General features: G+C 32.8%; 32 protein-coding genes. 25 read left to right on the top strand and 7 right to left on the bottom strand.

Annotated features, from left to right (window positions below; all coding sequences use genetic code 11):
- Nucleotides 1-80: 80 nt before the first annotated feature.
- On the bottom strand, nt 81-827 hold the full coding sequence (locus tag GTK47_RS13335) for a hypothetical protein (protein WP_165123937.1): 747 nt from the start codon (nt 825-827) through the stop codon (nt 81-83).
- Between the two features lie 500 nt (nt 828-1,327).
- Here GTK47_RS13335 and GTK47_RS13330 point away from each other — a divergent pair, with 500 nt between their 5' ends.
- Nucleotides 1,328-1,729, top strand: a complete 402-nt coding sequence (locus tag GTK47_RS13330) for a polyketide cyclase (RefSeq protein WP_165123934.1) — start codon at nt 1,328-1,330, stop codon at nt 1,727-1,729.
- Nucleotides 1,730-2,269: 540 nt separating this feature from the next.
- Here the strand turns inward: GTK47_RS13330 and GTK47_RS13325 are convergent.
- Both GTK47_RS13325 and GTK47_RS13320 read right to left on the bottom strand, forming a co-directional pair.
- Complete coding sequence (locus GTK47_RS13325; RefSeq protein ID WP_165123918.1) at nt 2,270-2,659, bottom strand: hypothetical protein; 390 nt, start codon at nt 2,657-2,659, stop codon at nt 2,270-2,272.
- Nucleotides 2,660-3,022: 363 nt separating this feature from the next.
- A complete protein-coding gene (locus GTK47_RS13320; protein WP_165123930.1) occupies nt 3,023-3,271 on the bottom strand; it encodes a hypothetical protein in 249 nt (82 codons plus the stop codon).
- Nucleotides 3,272-3,419: 148 nt separating this feature from the next.
- Here GTK47_RS13320 and GTK47_RS13315 point away from each other — a divergent pair, with 148 nt between their 5' ends.
- The 12 genes from GTK47_RS13315 (at nt 3,420) to GTK47_RS13265 (ending at nt 9,994) form a co-directional block, all read left to right on the top strand.
- Nucleotides 3,420-3,614 carry a hypothetical protein gene (locus GTK47_RS13315; protein ID WP_165123909.1) on the top strand — a complete coding sequence of 65 codons (195 nt, stop codon included), beginning with the start codon at nt 3,420-3,422 and terminating at the stop codon, nt 3,612-3,614.
- A complete protein-coding gene (locus GTK47_RS20540) occupies nt 3,607-4,266 on the top strand; it encodes a hypothetical protein (protein ID WP_241256028.1) in 660 nt (219 codons plus the stop codon). The genes GTK47_RS13315 and GTK47_RS20540 overlap by 8 nt, the downstream gene beginning before the upstream one ends.
- Nucleotides 4,267-4,415: 149 nt before the next feature.
- Entirely contained in the window at nt 4,416-4,736 is a 321-nt protein-coding gene (locus GTK47_RS20535; RefSeq protein ID WP_241256027.1) for a DNA topoisomerase, read from the top strand.
- Nucleotides 4,737-4,753: 17 nt separating this feature from the next.
- The gene (locus tag GTK47_RS13305) at nt 4,754-5,026 is read left to right on the top strand and encodes a single-stranded DNA-binding protein (RefSeq protein WP_165123903.1); all 273 of its coding nucleotides are present in this window, start codon (nt 4,754-4,756) and stop codon (nt 5,024-5,026) included.
- A gap of 27 nt (nt 5,027-5,053) precedes the next feature.
- Nucleotides 5,054-5,323 (top strand): hypothetical protein, encoded by a 270-nt coding sequence (locus tag GTK47_RS13300; protein WP_165123900.1) that lies wholly within the window; start codon nt 5,054-5,056, stop codon nt 5,321-5,323.
- 7 nt (nt 5,324-5,330) lie between these two features.
- Nucleotides 5,331-5,615, top strand: coding sequence for a hypothetical protein (locus tag GTK47_RS13295; RefSeq protein WP_165123927.1), 285 nt, complete (start codon nt 5,331-5,333; stop codon nt 5,613-5,615).
- A gap of 105 nt (nt 5,616-5,720) precedes the next feature.
- Nucleotides 5,721-6,047 (top strand): hypothetical protein, encoded by a 327-nt coding sequence (locus GTK47_RS13290; protein ID WP_165123924.1) that lies wholly within the window; start codon nt 5,721-5,723, stop codon nt 6,045-6,047.
- A 260-nt stretch (nt 6,048-6,307) separates the two neighbouring features.
- Nucleotides 6,308-6,940, top strand: a complete 633-nt coding sequence (locus GTK47_RS13285; RefSeq protein WP_165123921.1) for a hypothetical protein — start codon at nt 6,308-6,310, stop codon at nt 6,938-6,940.
- Nucleotides 6,941-6,948: 8 nt separating this feature from the next.
- Nucleotides 6,949-7,239, top strand: a complete 291-nt coding sequence (locus GTK47_RS13280) for a DUF2523 family protein (RefSeq protein ID WP_165123891.1) — start codon at nt 6,949-6,951, stop codon at nt 7,237-7,239.
- Nucleotides 7,240-7,249: 10 nt separating this feature from the next.
- Entirely contained in the window at nt 7,250-8,284 is a 1,035-nt protein-coding gene (locus GTK47_RS13275) for a zonular occludens toxin domain-containing protein (protein WP_165123888.1), read from the top strand.
- The gene (locus GTK47_RS13270) at nt 8,281-9,279 is read left to right on the top strand and encodes a type II secretion system protein GspD (protein ID WP_206535857.1); all 999 of its coding nucleotides are present in this window, start codon (nt 8,281-8,283) and stop codon (nt 9,277-9,279) included. Before GTK47_RS13275 ends, GTK47_RS13270 begins: the two co-directional genes overlap by 4 nt.
- A 469-nt stretch (nt 9,280-9,748) precedes the next feature.
- On the top strand, nt 9,749-9,994 hold the full coding sequence (locus GTK47_RS13265) for a hypothetical protein (protein ID WP_165123882.1): 246 nt from the start codon (nt 9,749-9,751) through the stop codon (nt 9,992-9,994).
- A 488-nt stretch (nt 9,995-10,482) separates the two neighbouring features.
- Here GTK47_RS13265 and GTK47_RS13260 read toward each other — a convergent pair whose 3' ends face one another.
- From GTK47_RS13260 to GTK47_RS13250, 3 genes are all read right to left on the bottom strand, one after another.
- Nucleotides 10,483-10,872 carry a hypothetical protein gene (locus GTK47_RS13260; RefSeq protein WP_165123918.1) on the bottom strand — a complete coding sequence of 130 codons (390 nt, stop codon included), beginning with the start codon at nt 10,870-10,872 and terminating at the stop codon, nt 10,483-10,485.
- Nucleotides 10,873-10,953: 81 nt separating this feature from the next.
- Complete coding sequence (locus GTK47_RS13255; protein ID WP_165123915.1) at nt 10,954-11,208, bottom strand: hypothetical protein; 255 nt, start codon at nt 11,206-11,208, stop codon at nt 10,954-10,956.
- Entirely contained in the window at nt 11,208-11,477 is a 270-nt protein-coding gene (locus GTK47_RS13250; protein ID WP_165123912.1) for a hypothetical protein, read from the bottom strand. The genes GTK47_RS13255 and GTK47_RS13250 overlap by 1 nt, the downstream gene beginning before the upstream one ends.
- Before the next feature lie 148 nt (nt 11,478-11,625).
- On the opposite strand from GTK47_RS13250, the gene GTK47_RS13245 reads away from it, so the two are divergent.
- The 10 genes from GTK47_RS13245 to GTK47_RS13200 all read left to right on the top strand — a co-directional run bounded on the left by GTK47_RS13245 (nt 11,626) and on the right by GTK47_RS13200 (nt 18,180).
- Complete coding sequence (locus GTK47_RS13245; protein WP_165123909.1) at nt 11,626-11,820, top strand: hypothetical protein; 195 nt, start codon at nt 11,626-11,628, stop codon at nt 11,818-11,820.
- The gene (locus GTK47_RS13240; RefSeq protein WP_165123906.1) at nt 11,813-12,940 is read left to right on the top strand and encodes a replication initiation factor domain-containing protein; all 1,128 of its coding nucleotides are present in this window, start codon (nt 11,813-11,815) and stop codon (nt 12,938-12,940) included. The genes GTK47_RS13245 and GTK47_RS13240 overlap by 8 nt, the downstream gene beginning before the upstream one ends.
- A 17-nt stretch (nt 12,941-12,957) precedes the next feature.
- Nucleotides 12,958-13,230, top strand: a complete 273-nt coding sequence (locus GTK47_RS13235; RefSeq protein WP_165123903.1) for a single-stranded DNA-binding protein — start codon at nt 12,958-12,960, stop codon at nt 13,228-13,230.
- Between the two features lie 27 nt (nt 13,231-13,257).
- Complete coding sequence (locus tag GTK47_RS13230) at nt 13,258-13,527, top strand: hypothetical protein (RefSeq protein WP_165123900.1); 270 nt, start codon at nt 13,258-13,260, stop codon at nt 13,525-13,527.
- 7 nt (nt 13,528-13,534) lie between these two features.
- Nucleotides 13,535-13,783, top strand: coding sequence for a hypothetical protein (locus GTK47_RS13225; RefSeq protein WP_165123897.1), 249 nt, complete (start codon nt 13,535-13,537; stop codon nt 13,781-13,783).
- A gap of 142 nt (nt 13,784-13,925) precedes the next feature.
- The gene (locus GTK47_RS13220) at nt 13,926-15,140 is read left to right on the top strand and encodes a hypothetical protein (RefSeq protein ID WP_165123894.1); all 1,215 of its coding nucleotides are present in this window, start codon (nt 13,926-13,928) and stop codon (nt 15,138-15,140) included.
- 8 nt (nt 15,141-15,148) lie between these two features.
- A complete protein-coding gene (locus GTK47_RS13215; protein WP_165123891.1) occupies nt 15,149-15,439 on the top strand; it encodes a DUF2523 family protein in 291 nt (96 codons plus the stop codon).
- A gap of 10 nt (nt 15,440-15,449) precedes the next feature.
- Nucleotides 15,450-16,484 (top strand): zonular occludens toxin domain-containing protein, encoded by a 1,035-nt coding sequence (locus GTK47_RS13210; RefSeq protein ID WP_165123888.1) that lies wholly within the window; start codon nt 15,450-15,452, stop codon nt 16,482-16,484.
- Nucleotides 16,481-17,611, top strand: a complete 1,131-nt coding sequence (locus GTK47_RS13205) for a type II secretion system protein GspD (protein ID WP_165123885.1) — start codon at nt 16,481-16,483, stop codon at nt 17,609-17,611. The genes GTK47_RS13210 and GTK47_RS13205 overlap by 4 nt, the downstream gene beginning before the upstream one ends.
- A 323-nt stretch (nt 17,612-17,934) precedes the next feature.
- Nucleotides 17,935-18,180, top strand: a complete 246-nt coding sequence (locus tag GTK47_RS13200) for a hypothetical protein (RefSeq protein WP_165123882.1) — start codon at nt 17,935-17,937, stop codon at nt 18,178-18,180.
- Between the two features lie 516 nt (nt 18,181-18,696).
- Here GTK47_RS13200 and GTK47_RS13195 read toward each other — a convergent pair.
- On the bottom strand, nt 18,697-19,917 hold the full coding sequence (locus GTK47_RS13195) for a DUF3800 domain-containing protein (RefSeq protein WP_165123879.1): 1,221 nt from the start codon (nt 19,915-19,917) through the stop codon (nt 18,697-18,699).
- Nucleotides 19,918-21,073: 1,156 nt separating this feature from the next.
- Here GTK47_RS13195 and GTK47_RS13190 point away from each other — a divergent pair.
- Together GTK47_RS13190 and GTK47_RS13185 are read left to right on the top strand one after the other, a co-directional pair.
- Nucleotides 21,074-22,810, top strand: coding sequence for a hypothetical protein (locus GTK47_RS13190; protein WP_165123876.1), 1,737 nt, complete (start codon nt 21,074-21,076; stop codon nt 22,808-22,810).
- A gap of 1,186 nt (nt 22,811-23,996) precedes the next feature.
- Complete coding sequence (locus tag GTK47_RS13185) at nt 23,997-24,542, top strand: hypothetical protein (protein ID WP_165123873.1); 546 nt, start codon at nt 23,997-23,999, stop codon at nt 24,540-24,542.
- Nucleotides 24,543-24,593 lie beyond the last annotated feature (51 nt).

Raw genomic sequence — 24,593 nt, 5'->3', positions numbered from 1 at the left:
TGCAGTTGCTGTTTACCGGAATGGCTCAGATTCGTCTTTATGCATAGAGTGCATTGTGCTAATCATTAATTCAGAAATATTCATTCCTTTATTTTTATTTTTTTCACCTCTAATTCTGAAGTGTCATTTATATTAAATATAAAAACACTATCTTCAAGTTTGTTTTCTTTATTTATTATTTTAGTTATAAAAAAATCATCATACTTATTTACTACTGCATATTTAACATTATTCTTTTCAAAGGAGTAAAATGATATTTGAGTTCTTGCCTTATATGTTCCCATCGCAGTAATAATAAATGCCAATACAATTAAAATTATACAGGAAGATATAAAATCAGTTAGCACACCTTTCTTGGTCTCACTCACTTCATTGTTTTTTATGCTTTTTTCTATTCTTTTGTTCATTTCTTTTAATATTCCATTCTTTCTGTTTTTAAAAGGAAATGAAAAAAATAGAATCAGAATAATAAAAAATATCAATATTGATGCATAATATTTTAAGCTTGGATCTCCTACGAGATATAAGATAAAGCAAATTATAAGTCCAAGTGAAAAAAATGATAATAGGTTAATTATTATGCTTCCAATTGGGCTTTTTGGATCAAATCTTTTTGATATTAAATTTATTATTGCAGTTAGTACAAATAAGAACATGAATAGTGTAAGACCTGTTTTTATAAAAGTCATTACACTTATTGATATTAATTCTTCCGGATAATTAAAATATTTAGCATAACCATATTCATAAAAATAGGCTGCGCAATATGATATGCCGGTTATTAACGCTAATAGTAGAGTGTCTTTTTTAGATAAAAACTTGAACATTTTTTATTCCAGAATAATTGTTAGGTATATTGATATCCAAATTTAATTTGAGATATCAATGAATTACAAGTACTAAGGATGTTGATTTGTTGGATTACCTTTAGTTATAAAAAAAATGAGTACGTTTTGACGTCCTTACTGCCGAAAAATACTTTTTTAACTTGATACCATTTTTCCATTACTTCTATGGGAAAACACTGTCATGTTTTGTGCTGAAAATGAAAAAGTAACTTTTTGCCCACGCCAAACCCCCGTCCTGTACTACGGGGGTAGTACTACGGGGGTACTACGGGGGTAGTGTCAGGGGAATACCAAGATTTCTGCATAAATGACTAAAAAAGGGCTATATTCATTAATCATTCACATCAAAAATCTTTATTAAATTTAATATAACATATTCTTATATATTGGATAGTGTTAGGTAGCGTATTTCTAATTTCTGAACATAAAGAGTAAGTACTGATACCAGACAAGAAGAAAAGGTGGCTCGGAGGTAATTTATGGCAACGCTAAAGATAAAAGCGACGTTTCAGTGTGATATTGAAACATTGTGGCGAGTGATTACATCAACAGAAAATTATCTGTGGCGAAGTGATTTACGCAGTATTGAAGTGATAAACGATCATAAATTTATTGAACACACCAAAGATGGTTATTCGACTATATTTACGGTAACAGCCAAAGTGCCATATCAACGATGGGAGTTTGATATGGAAAATGAAAACATCAAAGGTCATTGGATTGGTGTTTTTACTTCTGGTAATGGAATTACTGAAATCGACTTTACGGAAGTCGTGATATCCAAAAAGATTTTATTAAAACCCTTAGTAAAGTGGTATCTGAAGAAAAGACAGAAAACCTATATTCAAGATCTAGAAAAAGCATTGGCGAATAAGCCTTAAGTTAAGAATGAATCAACATAATCAACCAGACCAAAACAGAGATTTAAGTGCCTATCCGTATTTAGATACCAAGGTTCGCATAATGTATGACGCTATGTTACAAAAGGGTTCTGAGCGATTGCGGTAGAATGGTCTTGAGGTTTACCGCAATCGGGAAGGTTCGTATTTACACATAGAGTGCATTGTGCGAATCAATTATTATCTTCAATCATTTTTATATATTTTATTTCTTTGCTATTAAGTGAATCGCTTTTATAAATATATACATTATCTTCTAGTTTCTTATCTTTATTAATTACTTTCGTTATTACATTATCATCAAATTTATTTATTATTGCGTAGTCCTTATTATCAACAGTAAAGTAATAAAATGATGTTGTAGTTCTCGCATTATAAGTGCCTAATGCAAGAATAAATCCGTAAGAAAAAAATAATAACATAAAAAATGATAAAATCTTTGTTGTTGCTGATAAGTCGTCACTCTCTTTTGGTTTGTTGCTACCACTTTGATTTTCATTATTATTTTTTATCTTCTTTTTTTCAAAAAAAAGTAGATAATATTAGGAATACTATAAATATCGCCATGCCAATTAAGTAATATTTAAATATGGAAATTCCTGCAAGATATAGAAATATTAGTAATATAATTCCCATTGTAATCGGTGCGTATGCTTTTCGTATATTTGAGCCATACTTACCTAATGCTTCAGTTGCTTTTGTGCAAAAGTCTATTATGAAGATGGAAAAAAGCATAAGCATAAAAAAAGAGAATCCCATTCTTAATAAATTAACTAAACTTATGCTGATGAGTTCTTTAGGATAATTGAAATATTTTGCATAACTAAATTCATATAAATATGCTGCGCTATATGAAGCAGCAGAGATAACCGCTAGTAGCAGGGTGTCTTTTTTGGATAAAAACTTGAACATTTTACTCCTAACTTTTCATGAATTTTTTTCGATGTTAAATCGGATAATCTAAAACCCCCGTGCTGTACTACGGGGGTAGTCTCAGGATAACTTCGGGCTTTCAGCCATCGTCCCAAATGGGTCTTTATTGACAACAACGACTCTTTTTGTTGCCTTTTCCTCGCAAAATGAACTTTGTTTTATCTTTCTAAGAAGGTATTTTTCGATTAATTCTTCATCATTTTTTTAAGTTCAGATGCTTTTTTTGAGCCAATGCGAGCTTTGCTAAATCGTAGATTTCTTCTAATATATCAAGCTCTAAGCATACATCATCTATTAGTAATTTTTATTTTTCTTGGTCATTATGACTGTTTCTTTCTACGTTTATAGGGTAGTCCCTAATTGTTTGATATCTTTATAAGTATTTAGATCAATCATAGAGAGATCACCATTATCGTCTAACACGATAAGATCAATTAGGTTTTCGATAGCAAAGTGTGCAATATCAGATTCTGTATAAATTTTCTGCTTTCCCATCATAATGGCTTCTTTCGTAAGCTCAAAAGCAAGGCTTTTAAGTTCTATTGCTTCCTGCTTTTTTAGCCTAATCGTCGTTTTAATATTTTCAGGCATAACCAATATCTCCCCAGCAAGTAAACACCTATTGTAATTCTCTTCGCTATTCTTGTCTGTTATTTGTTGACATGTAACATGTCACATGTATACTTTTGCATTAAATGTTATTTGTTACATGTATACATGTTTCTTGTGGCGGTGAAGAATGCACATTATTTATTTTGATTTTATTGAAGGATACGGAGTTAATGCCAAAGTAGGTATTGACTGGGATTTTTATCGTTCCTTTGATGAATTGATTAAAGAATGTTCTTGTTACTTTAGTGATAACTTCATTTTAGCGCCAACAACAGCGGAATCAGGGGATTTTACTGGGTATCAGGAGAGTCATAATGTCTGATAAACAGGAAAGATCTGTACTTATTGATTTTTTGGCGTTTTCTGCACCTATTTCTGTTATGAAAGATGTTCATACCTTTCAAGAAAAAGGTTTTGAATGGCGAAAATTTCAATTTTTACCTTCATATAAACAATATCAGCATCGTGATATCACTTTTACTCATGACAACTATCAAGATATACCTGAGATTATTCATTCTAGTATGACCGATGAACAGCGTAATCGTTATGAAACAGATTTGATTTCATGCTATTTCTCTCGCTTAAAATCATGGCTTTCATCAGTATTTGGTTTAGTCATGGGAGCACCAAGAGGAAAGGGTGGATTCGCTTATCAAGATTCAGCGTTACTATATAGTGATGAAGGCGGTGTTGAGCATTTTGGCGTCGTTTATTGGGGCGGTAATAAAGACACTTTTTATGTTCAGATTTCAGGTAAAGGTTGTGCTCATGTTTTTAGTGGAACAACGCCGCAAAAAATCCATAAGTGGTTAATCCATTTGGATATTATTAGATTAAAAAGATTAGATTTAGCTACTGATGATTATGATGGTATTTATACTTGTACTGCTGCATTACAAGCGTACAAAGATGATGCATTTTATGGTGGTAAAGGTCCAAAAACCGAAATTAGAAACCTCTCAAGCTATTGATTCTAATGGTTGCCCGACTAAAGAAATAGTAAACGTAGGTTCTAGGCAATCACGAGTTTATTGGCGTATTTATAATAAAAGCATTAGAACAAAAAATTTCTGGTGTCTGGTATCGCTCAGAAGTTGAATTAAAAGAAATATCTATTGATGTGCTTCTTAATATTGCAGGTATTTATACAGGGCTTTGTGCTTATTCCGCTCAAATAAATCCCAGTAAACCACAATCAATTCCTAAATTATTTGGTAGGAAAGCGATTGATTCAATAGAAGCTAAAGTTAAATGGTTGAGAAAACAAGCTTCTGCCAATATTGCTAAAGTATTTCATTTTTTTAATGGAGATATTAATACAGTTCTATCCATGATAATACGTGAAGAGCATATTAGTGATATGAATTTACGATTTGATATACCTCCTATATATCAAACGTTATTAAATGAAAAACTAAAAACGAACCAGTGTCCTTTTTAAATATAAGGTGTTTATTTATGTTGAAAATTGAAATTAATGAAGTTGATGGAAAAGTAAATAGTAAACAAGTTATCTCTAAACAAACAGGTGAAGTATTAACTTTCAGAGAACAAAACGCCTACATTTATAATGGTGGTGTTTATCCTGAAAAATTTATTATCCAATTAGACAAGGAAGAAGCTCCATATCCCGTTGGATTTTATACATTAGATAATTCATCTTATTCGGTTGGTGATTTTGGTTCTTTGAAAATAAAAAAGGCAAAATTAATACCACTGGACAAAAAATAATTGAATTTTAAATAATAGGTTTCAATCATGAATAACAACCAATTTACCAAAGCTAGAATTTGCAATACTAGCGAGGCTGGTAATATTTCACAGTGTAGCGATATTGCATTGCAATTGCCTGACAATGTTATTTCATCAATACAATCAAGTGCTATTCATGATTCATCTGTTATTTCAAATAATCCTTTCTTTGGAGAATTTAATAATAATATCTTTGGGGCAGGATTAGGGCTTGTCTTAATCTTTTATTTATTAGGTTATGGGTTAGGGCGAATGATAAAAATGGTAAATTTATAGGTGCTATATGAATATCAAAAATATTATTTCTAATGTTTACTTAAAATCTGGTGTTGTTGCTTCTATGGCTTTAAGTTCATCTGCTTTTGCTGCTGATGATACTGTAACAAATGGTAATTATCTTGATGGTCTCATTAAACAAATTGATGTGGGTCCAATTATTACAGGGATTGTTGCCGTAGCTGGTACTATTATGGGCGTTGCTGTAGTGGTAATGGGAATTAAAAGGTCGCTCGCATGCTTAATGCATTTTGATGGTTTGGGGCTTTACAGCCCCATTTCTGATTATTAGGGGATTTTATGTGGGAATTAATGAGCTTTTTTACAGGGGTATTATGTGGATGGGCTGTAATTCAAGGATTTAATTCTTATTGAGAAATGATTTTTGAGGCTATTTATGTTTTTTTTCAGTAATAATAAAATCCGAAAATTCATTTTTATTTTATCTTGTTTTTATGTTTTCTTTTTTTCGTATATAGGGCATGTTTATTCTTCTCCAGTTCTTGTTGCTAGAGCTTTATTACCTCGTTTATTTGGAAATGTTGTCGCCAAAAGAGCAGTAAGTACTGAGGTAGCAACATTAACAGCAACGTCTGTAAATAGAATGACTTTGCCTGCATTGACAGCATCATCTCCATTGATTAGAACGGGAAATGCGTTAAATTGGATAGGGCTTGGTTATGGGCTGAATGCTTTACAGAATGACTTATTTTTCAGGGAATGATAAAGTTTATTCTATTGATTACGACAATCAAAAAAATTTCTAGGTTCTTCGCCTGAGTCACTACTTACACAACTATTTGAATATGATGTTCAGCATAATAAAATTACATGTATCGGTGAAGCACCATGTCAGTTTTCTTCATTACGAGATATTCGATTAAGAACCGATTTAGGTGATACAGTTTATTTCACTGGAACTTATGACTTAACTAATGCATCCGGTAGCTTTATTCCAAATCGTTCATATACTCAATATTTTTCATGGGAAAAAAACAGGTTGTTTTTCATGATGGAATACCATATCCAGCCGATAATATTGACTTAGATGATTTACTGAAATCATTATCTTATACTGAAGTTTCATTAGATGAAATTGCTAATTTATTGAATGCAATCTTAATGAATGCATCGTTACAACCAGATTATAAAGGTATTCCTTTTAATAGTTCTAATGCCATAACAAAAGATGAAATAAAAAATCTTCTTAAAGAAAATAACGAATCTCAAACAGTTTATTTTCATGATTTATTTGAGAGCGTTAAAACAGGAAGTAATAACAATTTAATAATTATAAATAACACTACGGAAACAAAGCCTACAACGCCAACAGATAAGGATGATGATTTCGATGAAAACGATATTAAATACCCTGATTTAGATATGCCAACAGCAGAGCAAATATTACTGCCTTATAAATCATTTTTTCCTTACTTACAAGATTTTGATTTACCATCACGAAATGCTCAATGTCCAATATGGAACATTCCATTTCTTAATGAAAACTATAAAGTTGATTCTCATTGCCCGCTAATTGAACAAAACAGAAGCATTATAGAATCTATATTTTCTTTAGTATGGGCATTTATTGCTTTACGTAAATTATTAAGTGCATAGGTGAAATAATGGGGCGCTTGTTAACAACACTATTCAGTGGGGCATTTGGTTTTATTTTTAAAGGTATTGTCGCTAAATTCTTTTTGTTTTTTTCTCTTTTTTATATAACAACTGAATTTATCCCCATAATTATTGAGTGGTTTTTACCTAAATCAACTAATTTATCTGATCTTTTTAATTCTTTACCCGATGCAATTTGGTTTTTCTTAAATTTATTACAATTTCCATTCGGTGTTCCTTTAGTTATTTCAGCAATGGTAACACGGTTTATTATTCGTAGATTACCGATTATTGGTTGAGGGATATATTATGCCAATTACTGCTTATGTCGGTGTACCTCGCTCAGGTAAATCATACGAAGTTGTAAAATCTGTTATTGTTCCTGCAATAGCTTCAGGTCGTCGTGTCATTTCAAATATTTATGGGTTGAATGAAGAAAAAATAAAGGAATACTGTTTAAAGCAATACAAGAAATTATCTTTAGATAAGTTAGGCTCTATTGTTCATGTCGAAAATAGTCAATGTCTAGATGAAGACTTTTTACCGTCTATGGAGAATCAAAATACCTTTTGTCAGGCGGGTGACTTAGTTGTTATTGATGAGGTTTGGCGAGTTTGGGGCAGTGATAAGGATATCCCTAAAAATCACCGTTCTTTTATTGCTGAACATGGTCATTTCGTGAATAAAGACACTGGCGTTATGTCTGATTTAGTTGTAATTAATCAAACAGTTAGTGATATACCTCGTTTTATCAAGGCTCGTATTGAAACGACTTATCGTATGCAAAAACATGTTTCATTAGGTTTAAATAATCGATATCGAGTTGATATTTTTCAAGGTGCCAAGATCACTAAATCTAATCGAATGAATTTTTATCAGGAAAAATACGATAAATCTATTTTTGAACTCTATAAATCTGTTGAGGGAAACAACCCTAATACATTAAAAACCGACAAGCGTCAGTCTATTTTTTCATCAAATAAAGTGCTTGTGCTAATGATTCTTGTGCCTATTGGTATATTGGTTTCTGTTTATTTTGTTTATCAGTATTTCAATCAGTATTTAACTTCCGATAAAACAGAACCTGCTCAATCTACGCATTTTCAATCTGTTAATTCTAATCAGATTACAAATTTAACTTTCAGCCCACCAAAACCTGTTTTATCGACTAAATGGCGCATTACAGGTGAACTCATTAGCGAAGGGAAGGCATACGTCATTCTAGCCGATAAACAAGGACAATTACGTCTTGAGCCTCGTAGTCAGTTTCAATTTAACGGTAGGCTTTTGCAAGGTGAAATTGATGGTCAGCTTGTTAATTACTATTCAGGAGGGGCACAGTGAATAAATTATTATGGATACTCATATTTTGCGCTTTTTCTATTCAAGCTCAGACAAAAAACGTAGATTTCAAATTGGAAGCGGTGCCTTTACCAAAAGCAATTTCTTTGATTTATGATGAAGTGCTGCAAAAACCTTATATGCTTGATCCTAATTTAGCTAATGACACTAGCTTAATTAGTTTTCATGCCACTGAAAAACAAGATTTTAATCAATTTATCATTCGTTATTTTCAGAATATGAATATTCGTATTTATGAGAAAAAAGGGGTTGTTTATCTAGTAAAAGTTAAACCTCCAGAACCTAAAATTAGTAAACAAAGTTTTGTCTATAATCCGATCCATCGTGATGTTGATTATTTACAGGGCTTTTTAAAATCAGAAGGTGAAGTTGCAGCTAATGGAGATAAATTGGTGTTTTACGGTACAAAAGATGAAATTTCTCGCGTTCAGAGTGTCTTGAGTGCAGTTGATACACCATCGCGTGAAGTTGTTGTTACTGGTTATGTTTTTGAAGTCCAAGATATTGAAAAAGAAGGAAGTGGTATCAATCTATTGGCAAAATTATTATCAGGCAAATTAGGGATTAATATCGGGACAAAGCAAAATTATGAAAATTTCATTACCATTAATACGGGTAATTTAGATGCGATGATTGAGTTATTCCGAACAGATCAACGCTTCCATGTAGTCAGCAGTCCGACATTGAGGGTTAAATCAGGTTCTAGAGGAAATTTTAGTGTTGGGTCTGATGTACCTATTTTATCGAGTGTGACATATCAGGACGGTCGCCCAGTTCAATCTGTTGAATATCGTTCTAGTGGGGTGATATTTGATATTCAACCGACAATAAAAAGCCAGGCTATTGATTTGAAAATCCAACAACAACTATCAAATTTTGTCAAAACAGATACGGGAGTCAATCAATCACCAACTTTAATTAAGCGAGATATAGTGACTGATGTCACTGTAAAAAAAGTGGTGATATTATCGTATTAGGTGGTTTAGCTGAAAAATAAAAATTGAAGAAGGTGAAACTGGATTTAGCTTTTTACCTAAAGGATTTTTTTGTCAGGAAAAATCAGAATCAAATACAAAAAAACAGACATAATTGTATTACTACAAGTTAAAAGTGATTTGAGGTTTCTGGCCATAAAAAAAGTCTGCCACCGCAGCTTTGCGAGGAGGCAGATTTTTTTATGGCTGGAAAAATGAGAAAACGTTATAGTGGTAATCATGATGTATGATTTAGTCGTTTTATGCCGTTAGGCATGTAAGGCGGCATTCGATAGTTTTAAAGATAACGGTTCATCAATCCGCCGATACAAGGGGGGACTTGTCGAGAAGCAAGAAACTGCGCTTGCGCCTCCTGTTAAGCCATTTTTTAGCATAACGTTCAGCGATGAGATAGTATGATGGTCGAAGACAAAAGATAGTTAAAGCAGCTTAAACACTCATAGGAGACTCTATGTTAGATATTGAAGAATTAAAAACGACTTTAACGGAGCATTCTGGTTATCAATTAGGTTTATCGGTTCCAATTGGTGCCGTCCGTTTTTTTCAAATTAATAATGGTGCTGATATTGATGATGTTATTTCGTTAATGAGTGACTTAGTAAACCAAGATTTTTTGAAAAAAACAAATGTTGGCAATCCTGACGTTAATCGTCATCTTGGTTTTGAGTTAGAACATTGGTATCAATATAACGCTTAGATTTCTTCATTTAATACAAAGGTTCGCATAATGTATGACGCTATGTTACAAAAGGGTTCTGAGCGATTGCGGTAGAATGGTCTTGAGGTTTACCGCAATCGGGAAGGTTCGTATTTACACATAGAGTGCATTGTGCGAATCAATTATTATCTTCAATCATTTTTATATATTTTATTTCTTTGCTATTAAGTGAATCGCTTTTATAAATATATACATTATCTTCTAGTTTCTTATCTTTATTAATTACTTTCGTTATTACATTATCATCAAATTTATTTATTATTGCGTAGTCCTTATTATCAACAGTAAAGTAATAAAATGATGTTGTAGTTCTCGCATTATAAGTGCCTAATGCAAGAATAAATCCGTAAGAAAAAAATAATAACATAAAAAATGATAAAATCTTTGTTGTTGCTGATAAGTCGTCACTCTCTTTTGGTTTGTTGCTACCACTTTGATTTTCATTATTATTTTTTATCTTCTTTTTTTCAAAAAAAAGTAGATAATATTAGGAATACTATAAATATCGCCATGCCAATTAAGTAATATTTAAATATGGAAATTCCTGCAAGATATAGAAATATTAGTAATATAATTCCCATTGTAATCGGTGCGTATGCTTTTCGTATATTTGAGCCATACTTACCTAATGCTTCAGTTGCTTTTGTGCAAAAGTCTATTATGAAGATGGAAAAAAGCATAAGCATAAAAAAAGAGAATCCCATTCTTAATAAATTAACTAAACTTATGCTGATGAGTTCTTTAGGATAATTGAAATATTTTGCATAACTAAATTCATATAAATATGCTGCGCTATATGAAGCAGCAGAGATAACCGCTAGTAGCAGGGTGTCTTTTTTGGATAAAAACTTGAACATTTTACTCCTAACTTTTCATGAATTTTTTTCGATGTTAAATCGGATAATCTAAAACCCCCGTGCTGTACTACGGGGGTAGTCTCAGGATAACTTCGGGCTTTCAGCCATCGTCCCAAATGGGTCTTTATTGACAACAACGACTCTTTTTGTTGCCTTTTCCTCGCAAAATGAACTTTGTTTTATCTTTCTAAGAAGGTATTTTTCGATTAATTCTTCATCATTTTTAAGTTCAGATGCTTTTTGAGCCAATGCGAGCTTTGCTAAATCGTAGATTTCTTCTAATATATCAAGCTCTAAGCATACATCATCTATTAGTAATTTTATTTTCTTGGTCATTATGACTGTTTCTTTCTACGTTTATAGGGTAGTCCTAATTGTTTGATATCTTTATAAGTATTTAGATCAATCATAGAGAGATCACCATTATCGTCTAACACGATAAGATCAATTAGGTTTTCGATAGCAAAGTGTGCAATATCAGATTCTGTATAAATTTTCTGCTTTCCCATCATAATGGCTTCTTTCGTAAGCTCAAAAGCAAGGCTTTTAAGTTCTATTGCTTCCTGCTTTTTTAGCCTAATCGTCGTTTTAATATTTTCAGGCATAACCAATATCTCCCCAGCAAGTAAACACCTATTGTAATTCTCTTCGCTATTCTTGTCTGTTATTTGTTGACATGTAACATGTCACATGTATACTTTTGCATTAAATGTTATTTGTTACATGTATACATGTTTCTTGTGGCGGTGAAGAATGCACATTATTTATTTTGATTTTATTGAAGGATACGGAGTTAATGCCAAAGTAGGTATTGACTGGGATTTTTATCGTTCCTTTGATGAATTGATTAAAGAATGTTCTTGTTACTTTAGTGATAACTTCATTTTAGCGCCAACAACAGCGGAATCAGGGGATTTTACTGGGTATCAGGAGAGTCATAATGTCTGATAAACAGGAAAGATCTGTACTTATTGATTTTTTGGCGTTTTCTGCACCTATTTCTGTTATGAAAGATGTTCATACCTTTCAAGAAAAAGGTTTTGAATGGCGAAAATTTCAATTTTTACCTTCATATAAACAATATCAGCATCGTGATATCACTTTTACTCATGACAACTATCAAGATATACCTGAGATTATTCATTCTAGTATGACCGATGAACAGCGTAATCGTTATGAAACAGATTTGATTTCATGCTATTTCTCTCGCTTAAAATCATGGCTTTCATCAGTATTTGGTTTAGTCATGGGAGCACCAAGAGGAAAGGGTGGATTCGCTTATCAAGATTCAGCGTTACTATATAGTGATGAAGGCGGTGTTGAGCATTTTGGCGTCGTTTATTGGGGCGGTAATAAAGACACTTTTTATGTTCAGATTTCAGGTAAAGGTTGTGCTCATGTTTTTAGTGGAACAACGCCGCAAAAAATCCATAAGTGGTTAATCCATTTGGATATTATTAGATTAAAAAGATTAGATTTAGCTACTGATGATTATGATGGTATTTATACTTGTACTGCTGCATTACAAGCGTACAAAGATGATGCATTTTATGGTGGTAAAGGTCCAAAACCGAAATTAGAAACCTCTCAAGCTATTGATTCTAATGGTTGCCCGACTAAAGAAATAGTAAACGTAGGTTCTAGGCAATCACGAGTTTATTGGCGTATTTATAATAAAGCATTAGAACAAAAAATTTCTGGTGTCTGGTATCGCTCAGAAGTTGAATTAAAAGAAATATCTATTGATGTGCTTCTTAATATTGCAGGTATTTATACAGGGCTTTGTGCTTATTCCGCTCAAATAAATCCCAGTAAACCACAATCAATTCCTAAATTATTTGGTAGGAAAGCGATTGATTCAATAGAAGCTAAAGTTAAATGGTTGAGAAAACAAGCTTCTGCCAATATTGCTAAAGTATTTCATTTTTTTAATGGAGATATTAATACAGTTCTATCCATGATAATACGTGAAGAGCATATTAGTGATATGAATTTACGATTTGATATACCTCCTATATATCAAACGTTATTAAATGAAAAACTAAAAACGAACCAGTGTCCTTTTTAAATATAAGGTGTTTATTTATGTTGAAAATTGAAATTAATGAAGTTGATGGAAAAGTAAATAGTAAACAAGTTATCTCTAAACAAACAGGTGAAGTATTAACTTTCAGAGAACAAAACGCCTACATTTATAATGGTGGTGTTTATCCTGAAAAATTTATTATCCAATTAGACAAGGAAGAAGCTCCATATCCCGTTGGATTTTATACATTAGATAATTCATCTTATTCGGTTGGTGATTTTGGTTCTTTGAAAATAAAAAAGGCAAAATTAATACCACTGGACAAAAAATAATTGAATTTTAAATAATAGGTTTCAATCATGAATAACAACCAATTTACCAAAGCTAGAATTTGCAATACTAGCGAGGCTGGTAATATTTCACAGTGTAGCGATATTGCATTGCAATTGCCTGACAATGTTATTTCATCAATACAATCAAGTGCTATTCATGATTCATCTGTTATTTCAAATAATCCTTTCTTTGGAGAATTTAATAATAATATCTTTGGGGCAGGATTAGGGCTTGTCTTAATCTTTTATTTATTAGGTTATGGGTTAGGGCGAATGATAAAAATGGTAAATTTATAGGTGCTATATGAATATCAAAAATATTATTTCTAATGTTTACTTAAAATCTGGTGTTGTTGCTTCTATGGCTTTAAGTTCATCTGCTTTTGCTGCTGATGATACTGTAACAAATGGTAATTATCTTGATGGTCTCATTAAACAAATTGATGTGGGTCCAATTATTACAGGGATTGTTGCCGTAGCTGGTACTATTATGGGCGTTGCTGTAGTGGTAATGGGAATTAAAAAGGTCGCTCGCATGCTTAATGCATTTTGATGGTTTGGGGCTTTACAGCCCCATTTCTGATTATTAGGGGATTTTATGTGGGAATTAATGAGCTTTTTTACAGGGGTATTATGTGGATGGGCTGTAATTCAAGGATTTAATTCTTATTGAGAAATGATTTTTGAGGCTATTTATGTTTTTTTTCAGTAATAATAAAATCCGAAAATTCATTTTTATTTTATCTTGTTTTATGTTTTCTTTTTCGTATATAGGGCATGTTTATTCTTCTCCAGTTCTTGTTGCTAGAGCTTTATTACCTCGTTTATTTGGAAATGTTGTCGCCAAAAGAGCAGTAAGTACTGAGGTAGCAACATTAACAGCAACGTCTGTAAATAGAATGACTTTGCCTGCATTGACAGCATCATCTCCATTGATTAGAACGGGAAATGCGTTAAATTGGATAGGGCTTGGTTATGGGCTGAATGCTTTACAGAATGACTTATTTTCAGGGAATGATAAAGTTTATTCTATTGATTACGACAATCAAAAATTTCTAGGTTCTTCGCCTGAGTCACTACTTACACAACTATTTGAATATGATGTTCAGCATAATAAAATTACATGTATCGGTGAAGCACCATGTCAGTTTTCTTCATTACGAGATATTCGATTAAGAACCGATTTAGGTGATACAGTTTATTTCACTGGAACTTATGACTTAACTAATGCATCCGGTAGCTTTATTCCAAATCGTTCATATACTCAATATTTTTTTCATGGGAAAAAACAGGTTGTTTTTCATGATGGAATACCATATCCAGCCGATAATATTGACTTAGATGATTTACTGAAATCATTATCTTATACTGAAGTTTCATTAGATGAAATTGCTAATTTATTGAATGCAATCTTAATGAATGCATCGTTACAACCAGATTATAAAGGTATTCCTTTTAATAGTTCTAATGCCATAACAAAAGATGAAATAAAAAATCTTCTTAAAGAAAATAACGAATCTCAAACAGTTTATTTTCATGATTTATTTGAGAGCGTTAAAACAGGAAGTAATAACAATTTAATAATTATAAATAACACTACGGAAACAAAGCCTACAACGCCAACAGATAAGGATGATGATTTCGATGAAAACGATATTAAATACCCTGATTTAGATATGCCAACAGCAGAGCAAATATTACTGCCTTATAAATCATTTTTTCCTTACTTACAAGATTTTGATTTACCATCACGAAATGCTCAATGTCCAATATGGAACATTCCATTTCTTAATGAAAACTATAAAGTTGATTCTCATTGCCCGCTAATTGAACAAAACAGAAGCATTATAGAATCTATATTTTCTTTAGTATGGGCATTTATTGCTTTACGTAAATTATTAAGTGCATAGGTGAAATAATGGGGCGCTTGTTAACAACACTATTCAGTGGGGCATTTGGTTTTATTTTTAAAGGTATTGTCGCTAAATTCTTTTTGTTTTTTTCTCTTTTTTATATAACAACTGAATTTATCCCCATAATTATTGAGTGGTTTTTACCTAAATCAACTAATTTATCTGATCTTTTTAATTCTTTACCCGATGCAATTTGGTTTTTCTTAAATTTATTACAATTTCCATTCGGTGTTCCTTTAGTTATTTCAGCAATGGTAACACGGTTTATTATTCGTAGATTACCGATTATTGGTTGAGGGATATATTATGCCAATTACTGCTTATGTCGGTGTACCTCGCTCAGGTAAATCATACGAAGTTGTAAAATCTGTTATTGTTCCTGCAATAGCTTCAGGTCGTCGTGTCATTTCAAATATTTATGGGTTGAATGAAGAAAAAATAAAGGAATACTGTTTAAAGCAATACAAGAAATTATCTTTAGATAAGTTAGGCTCTATTGTTCATGTCGAAAATAGTCAATGTCTAGATGAAGACTTTTTACCGTCTATGGAGAATCAAAATACCTTTTGTCAGGCGGGTGACTTAGTTGTTATTGATGAGGTTTGGCGAGTTTGGGGCAGTGATAAGGATATCCCTAAAAATCACCGTTCTTTTATTGCTGAACATGGTCATTTCGTGAATAAAGACACTGGCGTTATGTCTGATTTAGTTGTAATTAATCAAACAGTTAGTGATATACCTCGTTTTATCAAGGCTCGTATTGAAACGACTTATCGTATGCAAAAACATGTTTCATTAGGTTTAAATAATCGATATCGAGTTGATATTTTTCAAGGTGCCAAGATCACTAAATCTAATCGAATGAATTTTTATCAGGAAAAATACGATAAATCTATTTTTGAACTCTATAAATCTGTTGAGGGAAACAACCCTAATACATTAAAAACCGACAAGCGTCAGTCTATTTTTTCATCAAATAAAGTGCTTGTGCTAATGATTCTTGTGCCTATTGGTATATTGGTTTCTGTTTATTTTGTTTATCAGTATTTCAATCAGTATTTAACTTCCGATAAAACAGAACCTGCTCAATCTACGCATTTTCAATCTGTTAATTCTAATCAGATTACAAATTTAACTTTCAGCCCACCAAAACCTGTTTTATCGACTAAATGGCGCATTACAGGTGAACTCATTAGCGAAGGGAAGGCATACGTCATTCTAGCCGATAAACAAGGACAATTACGTCTTGAGCCTCGTAGTCAGTTTCAATTTAACGGTAGGCTTTTGCAAGGTGAAATTGATGGTCAGCTTGTTAATTACTATTCAGGAGGGGCACAGTGAATAAATTATTATGGATACTCATATTTTGCGCTTTTTCTATTCAAGCTCAGACAAAAAACGTAGATTTCAAATTGGAAGCGGTGCCTTTACCAAAAGCAATTTCTTTGATTTATGATGAAGTGCTGCAAAAACCTTATATGCTTGATCCTAATTTAGCTAATGACACTAGCTTAATTAGTTTTCATGCCACTGAAAAACAAGATTTTAATCAATTTATCATTCGTTATTTTCAGAATATGAATATTCGTATTTATGAGAAAAAAGGGGTTGTTTATCTAGTAAAAGTTAAACCTCCAGAACCTAAAATTAGTAAACAAAGTTTTGTCTATAATCCGATCCATCGTGATGTTGATTATTTACAGGGCTTTTTAAAATCAGAAGGTGAAGTTGCAGCTAATGGAGATAAATTGGTGTTTTACGGTACAAAAGATGAAATTTCTCGCGTTCAGAGTGTCTTGAGTGCAGTTGATACACCATCGCGTGAAGTTGTTGTTACTGGTTATGTTTTTGAAGTCCAAGATATTGAAAAAGAAGGAAGTGGTATCAATCTATTGGCAAAATTATTATCAGGCAAATTAGGGATTAATATCGGGACAAAGCAAAATTATGAAAATTTCATTACCATTAATACGGGTAATTTAGATGCGATGATTGAGTTATTCCGAACAGATCAACGCTTCCATGTAGTCAGCAGTCCGACATTGAGGGTTAAATCAGGTTCTAGAGGAAATTTTAGTGTTGGGTCTGATGTACCTATTTTATCGAGTGTGACATATCAGGACGGTCGCCCAGTTCAATCTGTTGAATATCGTTCTAGTGGGGTGATATTTGATATTCAACCGACAATAAAAAGCCAGGCTATTGATTTGAAAATCCAACAACAACTATCAAATTTTGTCAAAACAGATACGGGAGTCAATCAATCACCAACTTTAATTAAGCGAGATATAGTGACTGATGTCACTGTAAAAAGTGGTGATATTATCGTATTAGGTGGTTTAGCTGAAAATAAAATTGAAGAAGGTGAAACTGGATTTAGCTTTTTACCTAAAGGATTTTTGTCAGGAAAATCAGAATCAAATACAAAAACAGACATAATTGTATTACTACAAGTTAAAGTGATTTGAGGTTTCTGGCCATAAAAAGTCTGCCACCGCAGCTTTGCGAGGAGGCAGATTTTTTATGGCTGGAAAATGAGAAAACGTTATAGTGGTAATCATGATGTATGATTTAGTCGTTTTATGCCGTTAGGCATGTAAGGCGGCATTCGATAGTTTTAAAGATAACGGTTCATCAATCCGCCGATACAAGGGGGGACTTGTCGAGAAGCAAGAAACTGCGCTTGCGCCTCCTGTTAAGCCATTTTTTAGCATAACGTTCAGCGATGAGATAGTATGATGGTCGAAGACAAAAGATAGTTAAAGCAGCTTAAACACTCATAGGAGACTCTATGTTAGATATTGAAGAATTAAAAACGACTTTAACGGAGCATTCTGGTTATCAATTAGGTTTATCGGTTCCAATTGGTGCCGTCCGTTTTTTTCAAATTAATAATGGTGCTGATATTGATGATGTTATTTCGTTAATGAGTGACTTAGTAAACCAAGATTTTTTGAAAAAAACAAATGTTGGCAATCCTGACGTTAATCGTCATCTTGGTTTTGAGTTAGAACATTGGTATCAATATAACGCTTAGATTTCTTCATTTAATACAAAGGTTCGCATAATGTATATTATGTTAAATGTGACGTAATGTAGAATAACTTCATGAAAGATAAAATATCAGCTAGATAGCACTGTTAGCCCCTATTGACTCGAGTACGTGTTACGAATTTAATAACTTCATATTCGGATCAACTTGGAGATTTATGGGTTATTCAATTAAGCATCTACGCATCGACAGCAAGCCTAGTTAATGGTAGGAAAGCAAATGAAGCGTATAGGAAACAAGCTTTACGAATGCGAAACGAGCGTGATGAAATGGCAAAAAAGTTGGAGCTGAACACAATGGCAGTACTAGATATAATAAATGCTGTTGATTTAACAAGGCCTATCAAGGTTGAAGAACTTTTCTTATAAGAGAACTAAAGAAAGCAAACAAATAGATTAAGACTCCCAAGGGGATCGGTCCTTGGAAGTTTTAAATTGCATCAGTTCAGATTTGTACTGACTGCGAATTTCGGACATTAACGTCACCGAGAACTGCTAGCTTTTACACCGCCCGAGTCGTTTGCTTTGTTAAATTTTCTAGCAGAGAGTTATCAGCTTTGTCTATGCAAACTCCAGCCAGTGACCTATTGATTATAAAATGAACCACTTTATCCAAAATTAAAAATAATTTTTCATTTTGTTTCTTTGGCAACACAAAATTAACGGCTTGCTGATAATATAGGCTTGCTACTATTCTTTGAAGGACCGCATTTTCAGCATCTGTTAAAGTTTCACCCTCATAAATTAAATATGGAATAGCTTTATTCAAAAGACCAGCAAACAGATCGGCTACTTGTAGCCCTATCGAATTTTTATCATCTTGGAATTGTAAGTTAGAGGAATTTAAAAAAATAAAGTCTGCAGTATCAAAAGTTACAGATGTTTCATTAGTATTTTCAACAGCACTCTTGTGGTAGTACTTTAGAATCTCATCAAAATGAGACTGATTATCATGAACTATTATTACTTCAGATAAGTTTCTTTTAAACAAGTGATTCAATCTGGCATGTAAATTATAAAAAGAACTTATATACGGCAAAACTCCTATTAGCTCACCCCTTTTATTGGTATCAGGCAATGGAAGAAAGTATGTATAAGCATCCCTATCACTTTGTTTTTTATTGATTTTCATTAATCTGAAATCGTCGATAGATTCTTCAATACCTAAACAGACAGAATCTGATAGTGGATCTTTTGTTTTTTTTGCCAAAGTAAGTAGGTCATAAAATAATTCTTTTAAGCCTTCTTCAGATGGATTTCTAGATATATCAGTGAATTTTATGAGGAATTCTTTTGTGACATGGTCATAAACCCATTGGCTTAATTCCTGATGAACCAACTTGTTGATGTGTTGATTTCTGTCCGGTTGGAAATAAGGGGGATTTATGAGACAGTTAACAATAGTCGTTGAAAGAAAATATTTCTTATCTACAATCTCAATAAGGATACTGCAACTTTCCTCTATGTACTTTAAGAGCTCTAGAATGAAGCCAATTTTTTTACCAAAAATCCCTTTCATTTTTGAGAATTTTAGCTCAGGCGTTTGTATCTTATATTTCAACTTAAGTTCTTTAATAAAATCTTCTAAATCAGACAAGCTTGAATCATTCAAGCCAATACAAGCAAGGGTAAAGTATTCTTGTGAACTAAAATTATCATCTTTTTCCGTAACGACTAAGTCACCTGTATTACCACTTTCATCAATATAAAATTTTTTATCCATAAAAGCCTCAATTGCAATGAAATTATGGTGATTTTAACATTCTATAACAAATAATGTGCCTACTGGTTTGCAAAAACGTGTTTAATTTCTAATAAAACCAAACAATTCTGTATATTCAACCAGTAACTTAACAGGTATCCACTTCTGACATAGATCTGCCTATTTGAGTATATTTAGCTCTGTGGCATGGCTGTATCAGGCCAAATCTGAGCTTAATTCTATTACATTACATGTATACTTGCTGGGCCTCGCTCTTCACTGCTTCTAATATAAATTGTTCAACGGTTACATTGAGCCTATTTGCCGCTTTTTTAACAAGCTTAGCTCATGCGTTGTTAAATTTAATTTAATAATTATTTGGCTATACTTTTATTTGAGTTTAGTGAAACAGGGCTGTCCTCAGCAACACATATAGCACAGGATTCATGGAGAACATGCCCGATTAAGACGAAGACCTTCTTTCGCTTTTTCTTATAAGAGAATTAAAGAAAACAAACAAATAGATTAAGACTCCCTGGGGTATCATTCCTAAGGAGTTTTAAATTGTATCAGTTCAGATTTGTACTGACAGGGAAAACACTATTTAAGCCGCGAAGAGTTCATTTCCCAGCAGTAGTCTAACCCTATTCCATTGCCATTTTGTGCTTAATGCAAACGTCGCTAGCTCGGGGGGCTACGCCGGAACCACCGAAATGACCGTTATCCTAATTTTAGCCCCATAACGAAAGCGTCTAAACTAACCCCTATCTTATTACCTCATGTTGGTGTGTTTTATTTTGATTGGCACTAAATGTGGGATTATCGGCATCAACTCGATACGCAAGACATGAAATTAAATTGTGTTTTACCCGTTATTGACGGTAAATGTGCGATCAGCAGCTGAATTTATGGCATGAGGCTGTGGTTAAAAAAACAGCGAATTAATCTGACCGATCACCAGAGGAAAATTCAGGGTTGAAAAATAGGGATTGCTTTATCCAAAATTTTGTGGCTATTATAATAATAGAGAAATGACCGCAGATCAGCACATCGTGCTCGGCTTCTCTTTTTTCGTTTTGAACCATCACCCTTTTTTAATTGATTGGCTTTCAAAACGCGTAGGTCTGCTCCGTTTTGGGAAGGTAAATGCCAATCTAATTAAATTTTAGGTGATAACATGATTGTATCTGAACGCCCCCCAATTAATGATGAAACGTATGCATTTCATCTTTCACAAAAGATTATTATTAGTGCATTTTGTGATTTCCTTTTGTCTCAAACATTTGATGGTGACAATGGCGCTCACTCGCATAATCCTGCAATAAAAAATCAGGCGTTAAATGCCATAGCGAAATCGTTAGGTCATCCTCAATTTAGCACTATGATGGCCACGGCGAAAAAGCATCAGCAACAAGCACTATCGATTAGGCCGATTATCGACCATCCCGACTTTTTGACGTTGTTTCCACTGCATTATGCGGAAGCGATGGAGCCGCACGTATCAAAAACGCCATTTTCTAACCCGAATAATAGTCAATTTTTGAAGGAACTGACGAAAAAACAACTTCGTTTTAGGCTTCAGAAAAATACTGAGGGGGCATTTTCAGCGACAATAGCTGCAGATAAACAAGGCTGGTACACAGGGGATTCGTTGTCATTACCTTATGTTGCCACAAAGTCCAAAAAAATTTTTCTATCTGTTATTTTAGATTGGTATCATGCATTAATCAAAATGGGATATGATATTGATCTCAATCGTCATTTTATTGTAGAAAATTTCCAACATTTAAATGTGCTCTGCCCACAAAATTTGATTCAATATTGTGTGGCGTATCAACAATATTGGAACTCATTATTACCCTTGAATGCGGAAATAGAAGACCAATTTACGCTAGTAGACCAAAGGCTTAACGAATATATTCGAGTGGAAAAAATACCTTATGATACTGAACGTTATGGACCTATTTCTCTAAAAACACATATTGTTAGGTTTAACAAAAATGGATTAGTGATCCCCAGTGCTTATTTTCCAACCTCACGGCCTATTATTTTAATGGATATTTGTACGATTACTGACATTAAGGACAAAAATTTAATAGAAATAGGAACGAACGATAAAAAGAAAAAACGGGTATGGCAATTAACTGAATTTATTAAAAATGATTTTCGATTTTCACTTTTGCTGTCCATTATTGAAAAAGCAACGGATTATACAAATCCAATGAATGCTAAAGAACTGCTCGAACGAACCATTAAAGATTATGAACAACTGGTTGGTTTCATTCCAAAAGAAAATATCGTCGAATCGCCTTTTGTGCTTGAAAAACTTATCCCTGTATTGATGGATGAACGCTATAAAAAAGAAGAAAGAGCCGAACTTTCAATCAAAAGCAGTTTAGAATTGTTAAAGTTTTTTGAAGGGTTAAAGATAACAAGCACACCGGCATCTTCACAACGATTTAAATTGGCAGAACAGGTCGCAATAGAAGGTGAACGGTTAGGTCTTACCCGAGGCTATCCCACAATAATGATTTGTATTGCGTCTATTTATGAGTGTATTGATGCAAGAAAAGTGTTGAAAATTGAAGAAAAAGGAAAAGAAAAAAAGCCATTTAATCCAAGTAATTGTTTAGGTGATATTATGTCGTTTTATAGGGTTGCAACAGCAATACGACGTATACATGATGTTTTACCCGAAGTTGATATATTATTTCGAACAGAAGATCAATCGCTTGAAAATCTTCATCAGTATATAAAAGTCACCGAAATTATCAGGTCTGATAATACTCCTGTGTTACACAGTGAGTTTATTCAGCCTGAAAAGTTATTTCCGAAATTGTATAAAAATGAGAAATGTATTGACGAACATGAGCGTGATAAGCTGTTTGCGCTCCTAAATTTTGAGGTAAACTAAGATGTCTGAAGCCCAACCGTACTAAAACGCACGCTAAGTATATTCTTTAATCAGTAGGGTATTTCGTTACCGGAGTTGCACAGCGGAATCGCCGAAATTTCCATGACACATCACATGCTCTGCTATGGTAGCATCTCGCACACTAAGCCATAAGCTCCGTGTGCGAATGTTACCGCATAACAGAGGCCCAGATTAGGTATCTTCCCATAATTAACTCCTATTCATTCAACCTACCTCTATCATTTCCTTATGAAAAATAATTTCATTTTATTTTTCATATTCAATTAGATATACAGATATTATGTACAGCATCTGAGTAACCGAGCATTAAACGTGACAAATATCACACCATCATTAAATTATATGAAAAATAAACTCATGAACTATTGATTGTTATATAGCCTTAAAAATAAGCATAAATTGACATTTCATGAACTAAAATTCACTTCATGATCACTAAGAATATAATATTTAAAGAAAAATAGACATGAACCTCATCAAATTCCGTAGAAGTTAAATACTAAATATAACCAATAACTTGATAGTACGCTGCCTTTGTCTAGTATATAGCATTAATATCTTTAAGCCCTATTAATACTCATCGTCTCTTTTAATCCAAAAATCCTTTGCTAGCGCAGAACACCTCTAACATTGATTATTTTAATACGGTTGTAAAAGAGCTTAACGCATTGAAAATAATTGCTTTTAATGATTAATATGGCCGGATTTGGCGTATTAGTTTGCTTAGCTTCAGCGGCTAATGAAAAAAATAGCATTAAAATAAGAACGCCAAAGAATTTACTCATACATTAATCTCTTATAATTTATAAAAACGACAATGAATTTATTAAGTAACCTATAATCATGTTTTGTTATGTACCCTTCTTTTTTATGGTCTGATTTCTATGCTCGATAATGAGCTATCATTAAAAGAATAAGTTTCAAACATGTATTATAAATACCGAAATAAAGAATATTTATTTAAGTGTGATCATACTATCACCTTACTAGTCGGATTCGTTTAATTCTATTATAAATGCTCGAAAAACCGCAAAAATCACGCCAGTGTCAGTTCTTTCCTATATTCGCTCTAATTACCCTGCTTTACGCTAGCATTATATTTAATGTGAAAAAATATTTATAAACGGAAATTAAGTATTTTTATTTATACTATGCGAGGATGAATATGAGAATTGTACTTTCTTTAATATTGAGTTCAACACTATTGCTCTCTGGTTGTTCTGCCTTCCTTTTTAGCCTAGGCAGCAATCCAGAAATGACACTGAGTAATATTAAATTGATGGAAAACACCACTAAACTAAAAGTGCCAGCTATACCACCAGGAACAAAAGATGGTGAATATTTACGTTATTATCCTGGGGGACAAATTAAATATAAATCATGGGTAACTAAAGGTTGTTTTGACCGTTACGTTAATGCTTATTATGAAAATGGTAAATTACAAATGATCATACCACTGAAGAATTGTGAAGTTAACGGTGTGGTAAAAAGTTACCAGACTAACGGCAATATATACAGTGAAATTGCTATGCGTAATGGCTTACCTCATGGTGCTTTCAAGTATTATCATAATACACCTAAAAATAATGTTAATTTGCAGGGATATATAGAGAATAAAGCTCTTATTGGTGTAATAACTCAATATGATGAAAATGGAAAAGTGATTAATAAAGGTCAAGTGTTAGATGGTAAGGTTAAAATCTTAAAATAACCTGATTTGAATTACCGGCTTTTTGTTATTTATGAAAGCCGGTTTTGTTTT

Origin of the sequence: Proteus sp. ZN5, from assembly GCF_011046025.1 — a bacterium.
Taxonomy (GTDB): Bacteria; Pseudomonadota; Gammaproteobacteria; order Enterobacterales; family Enterobacteriaceae; genus Proteus.
This window is presented reverse-complemented; position numbering and strand designations above follow the sequence as displayed.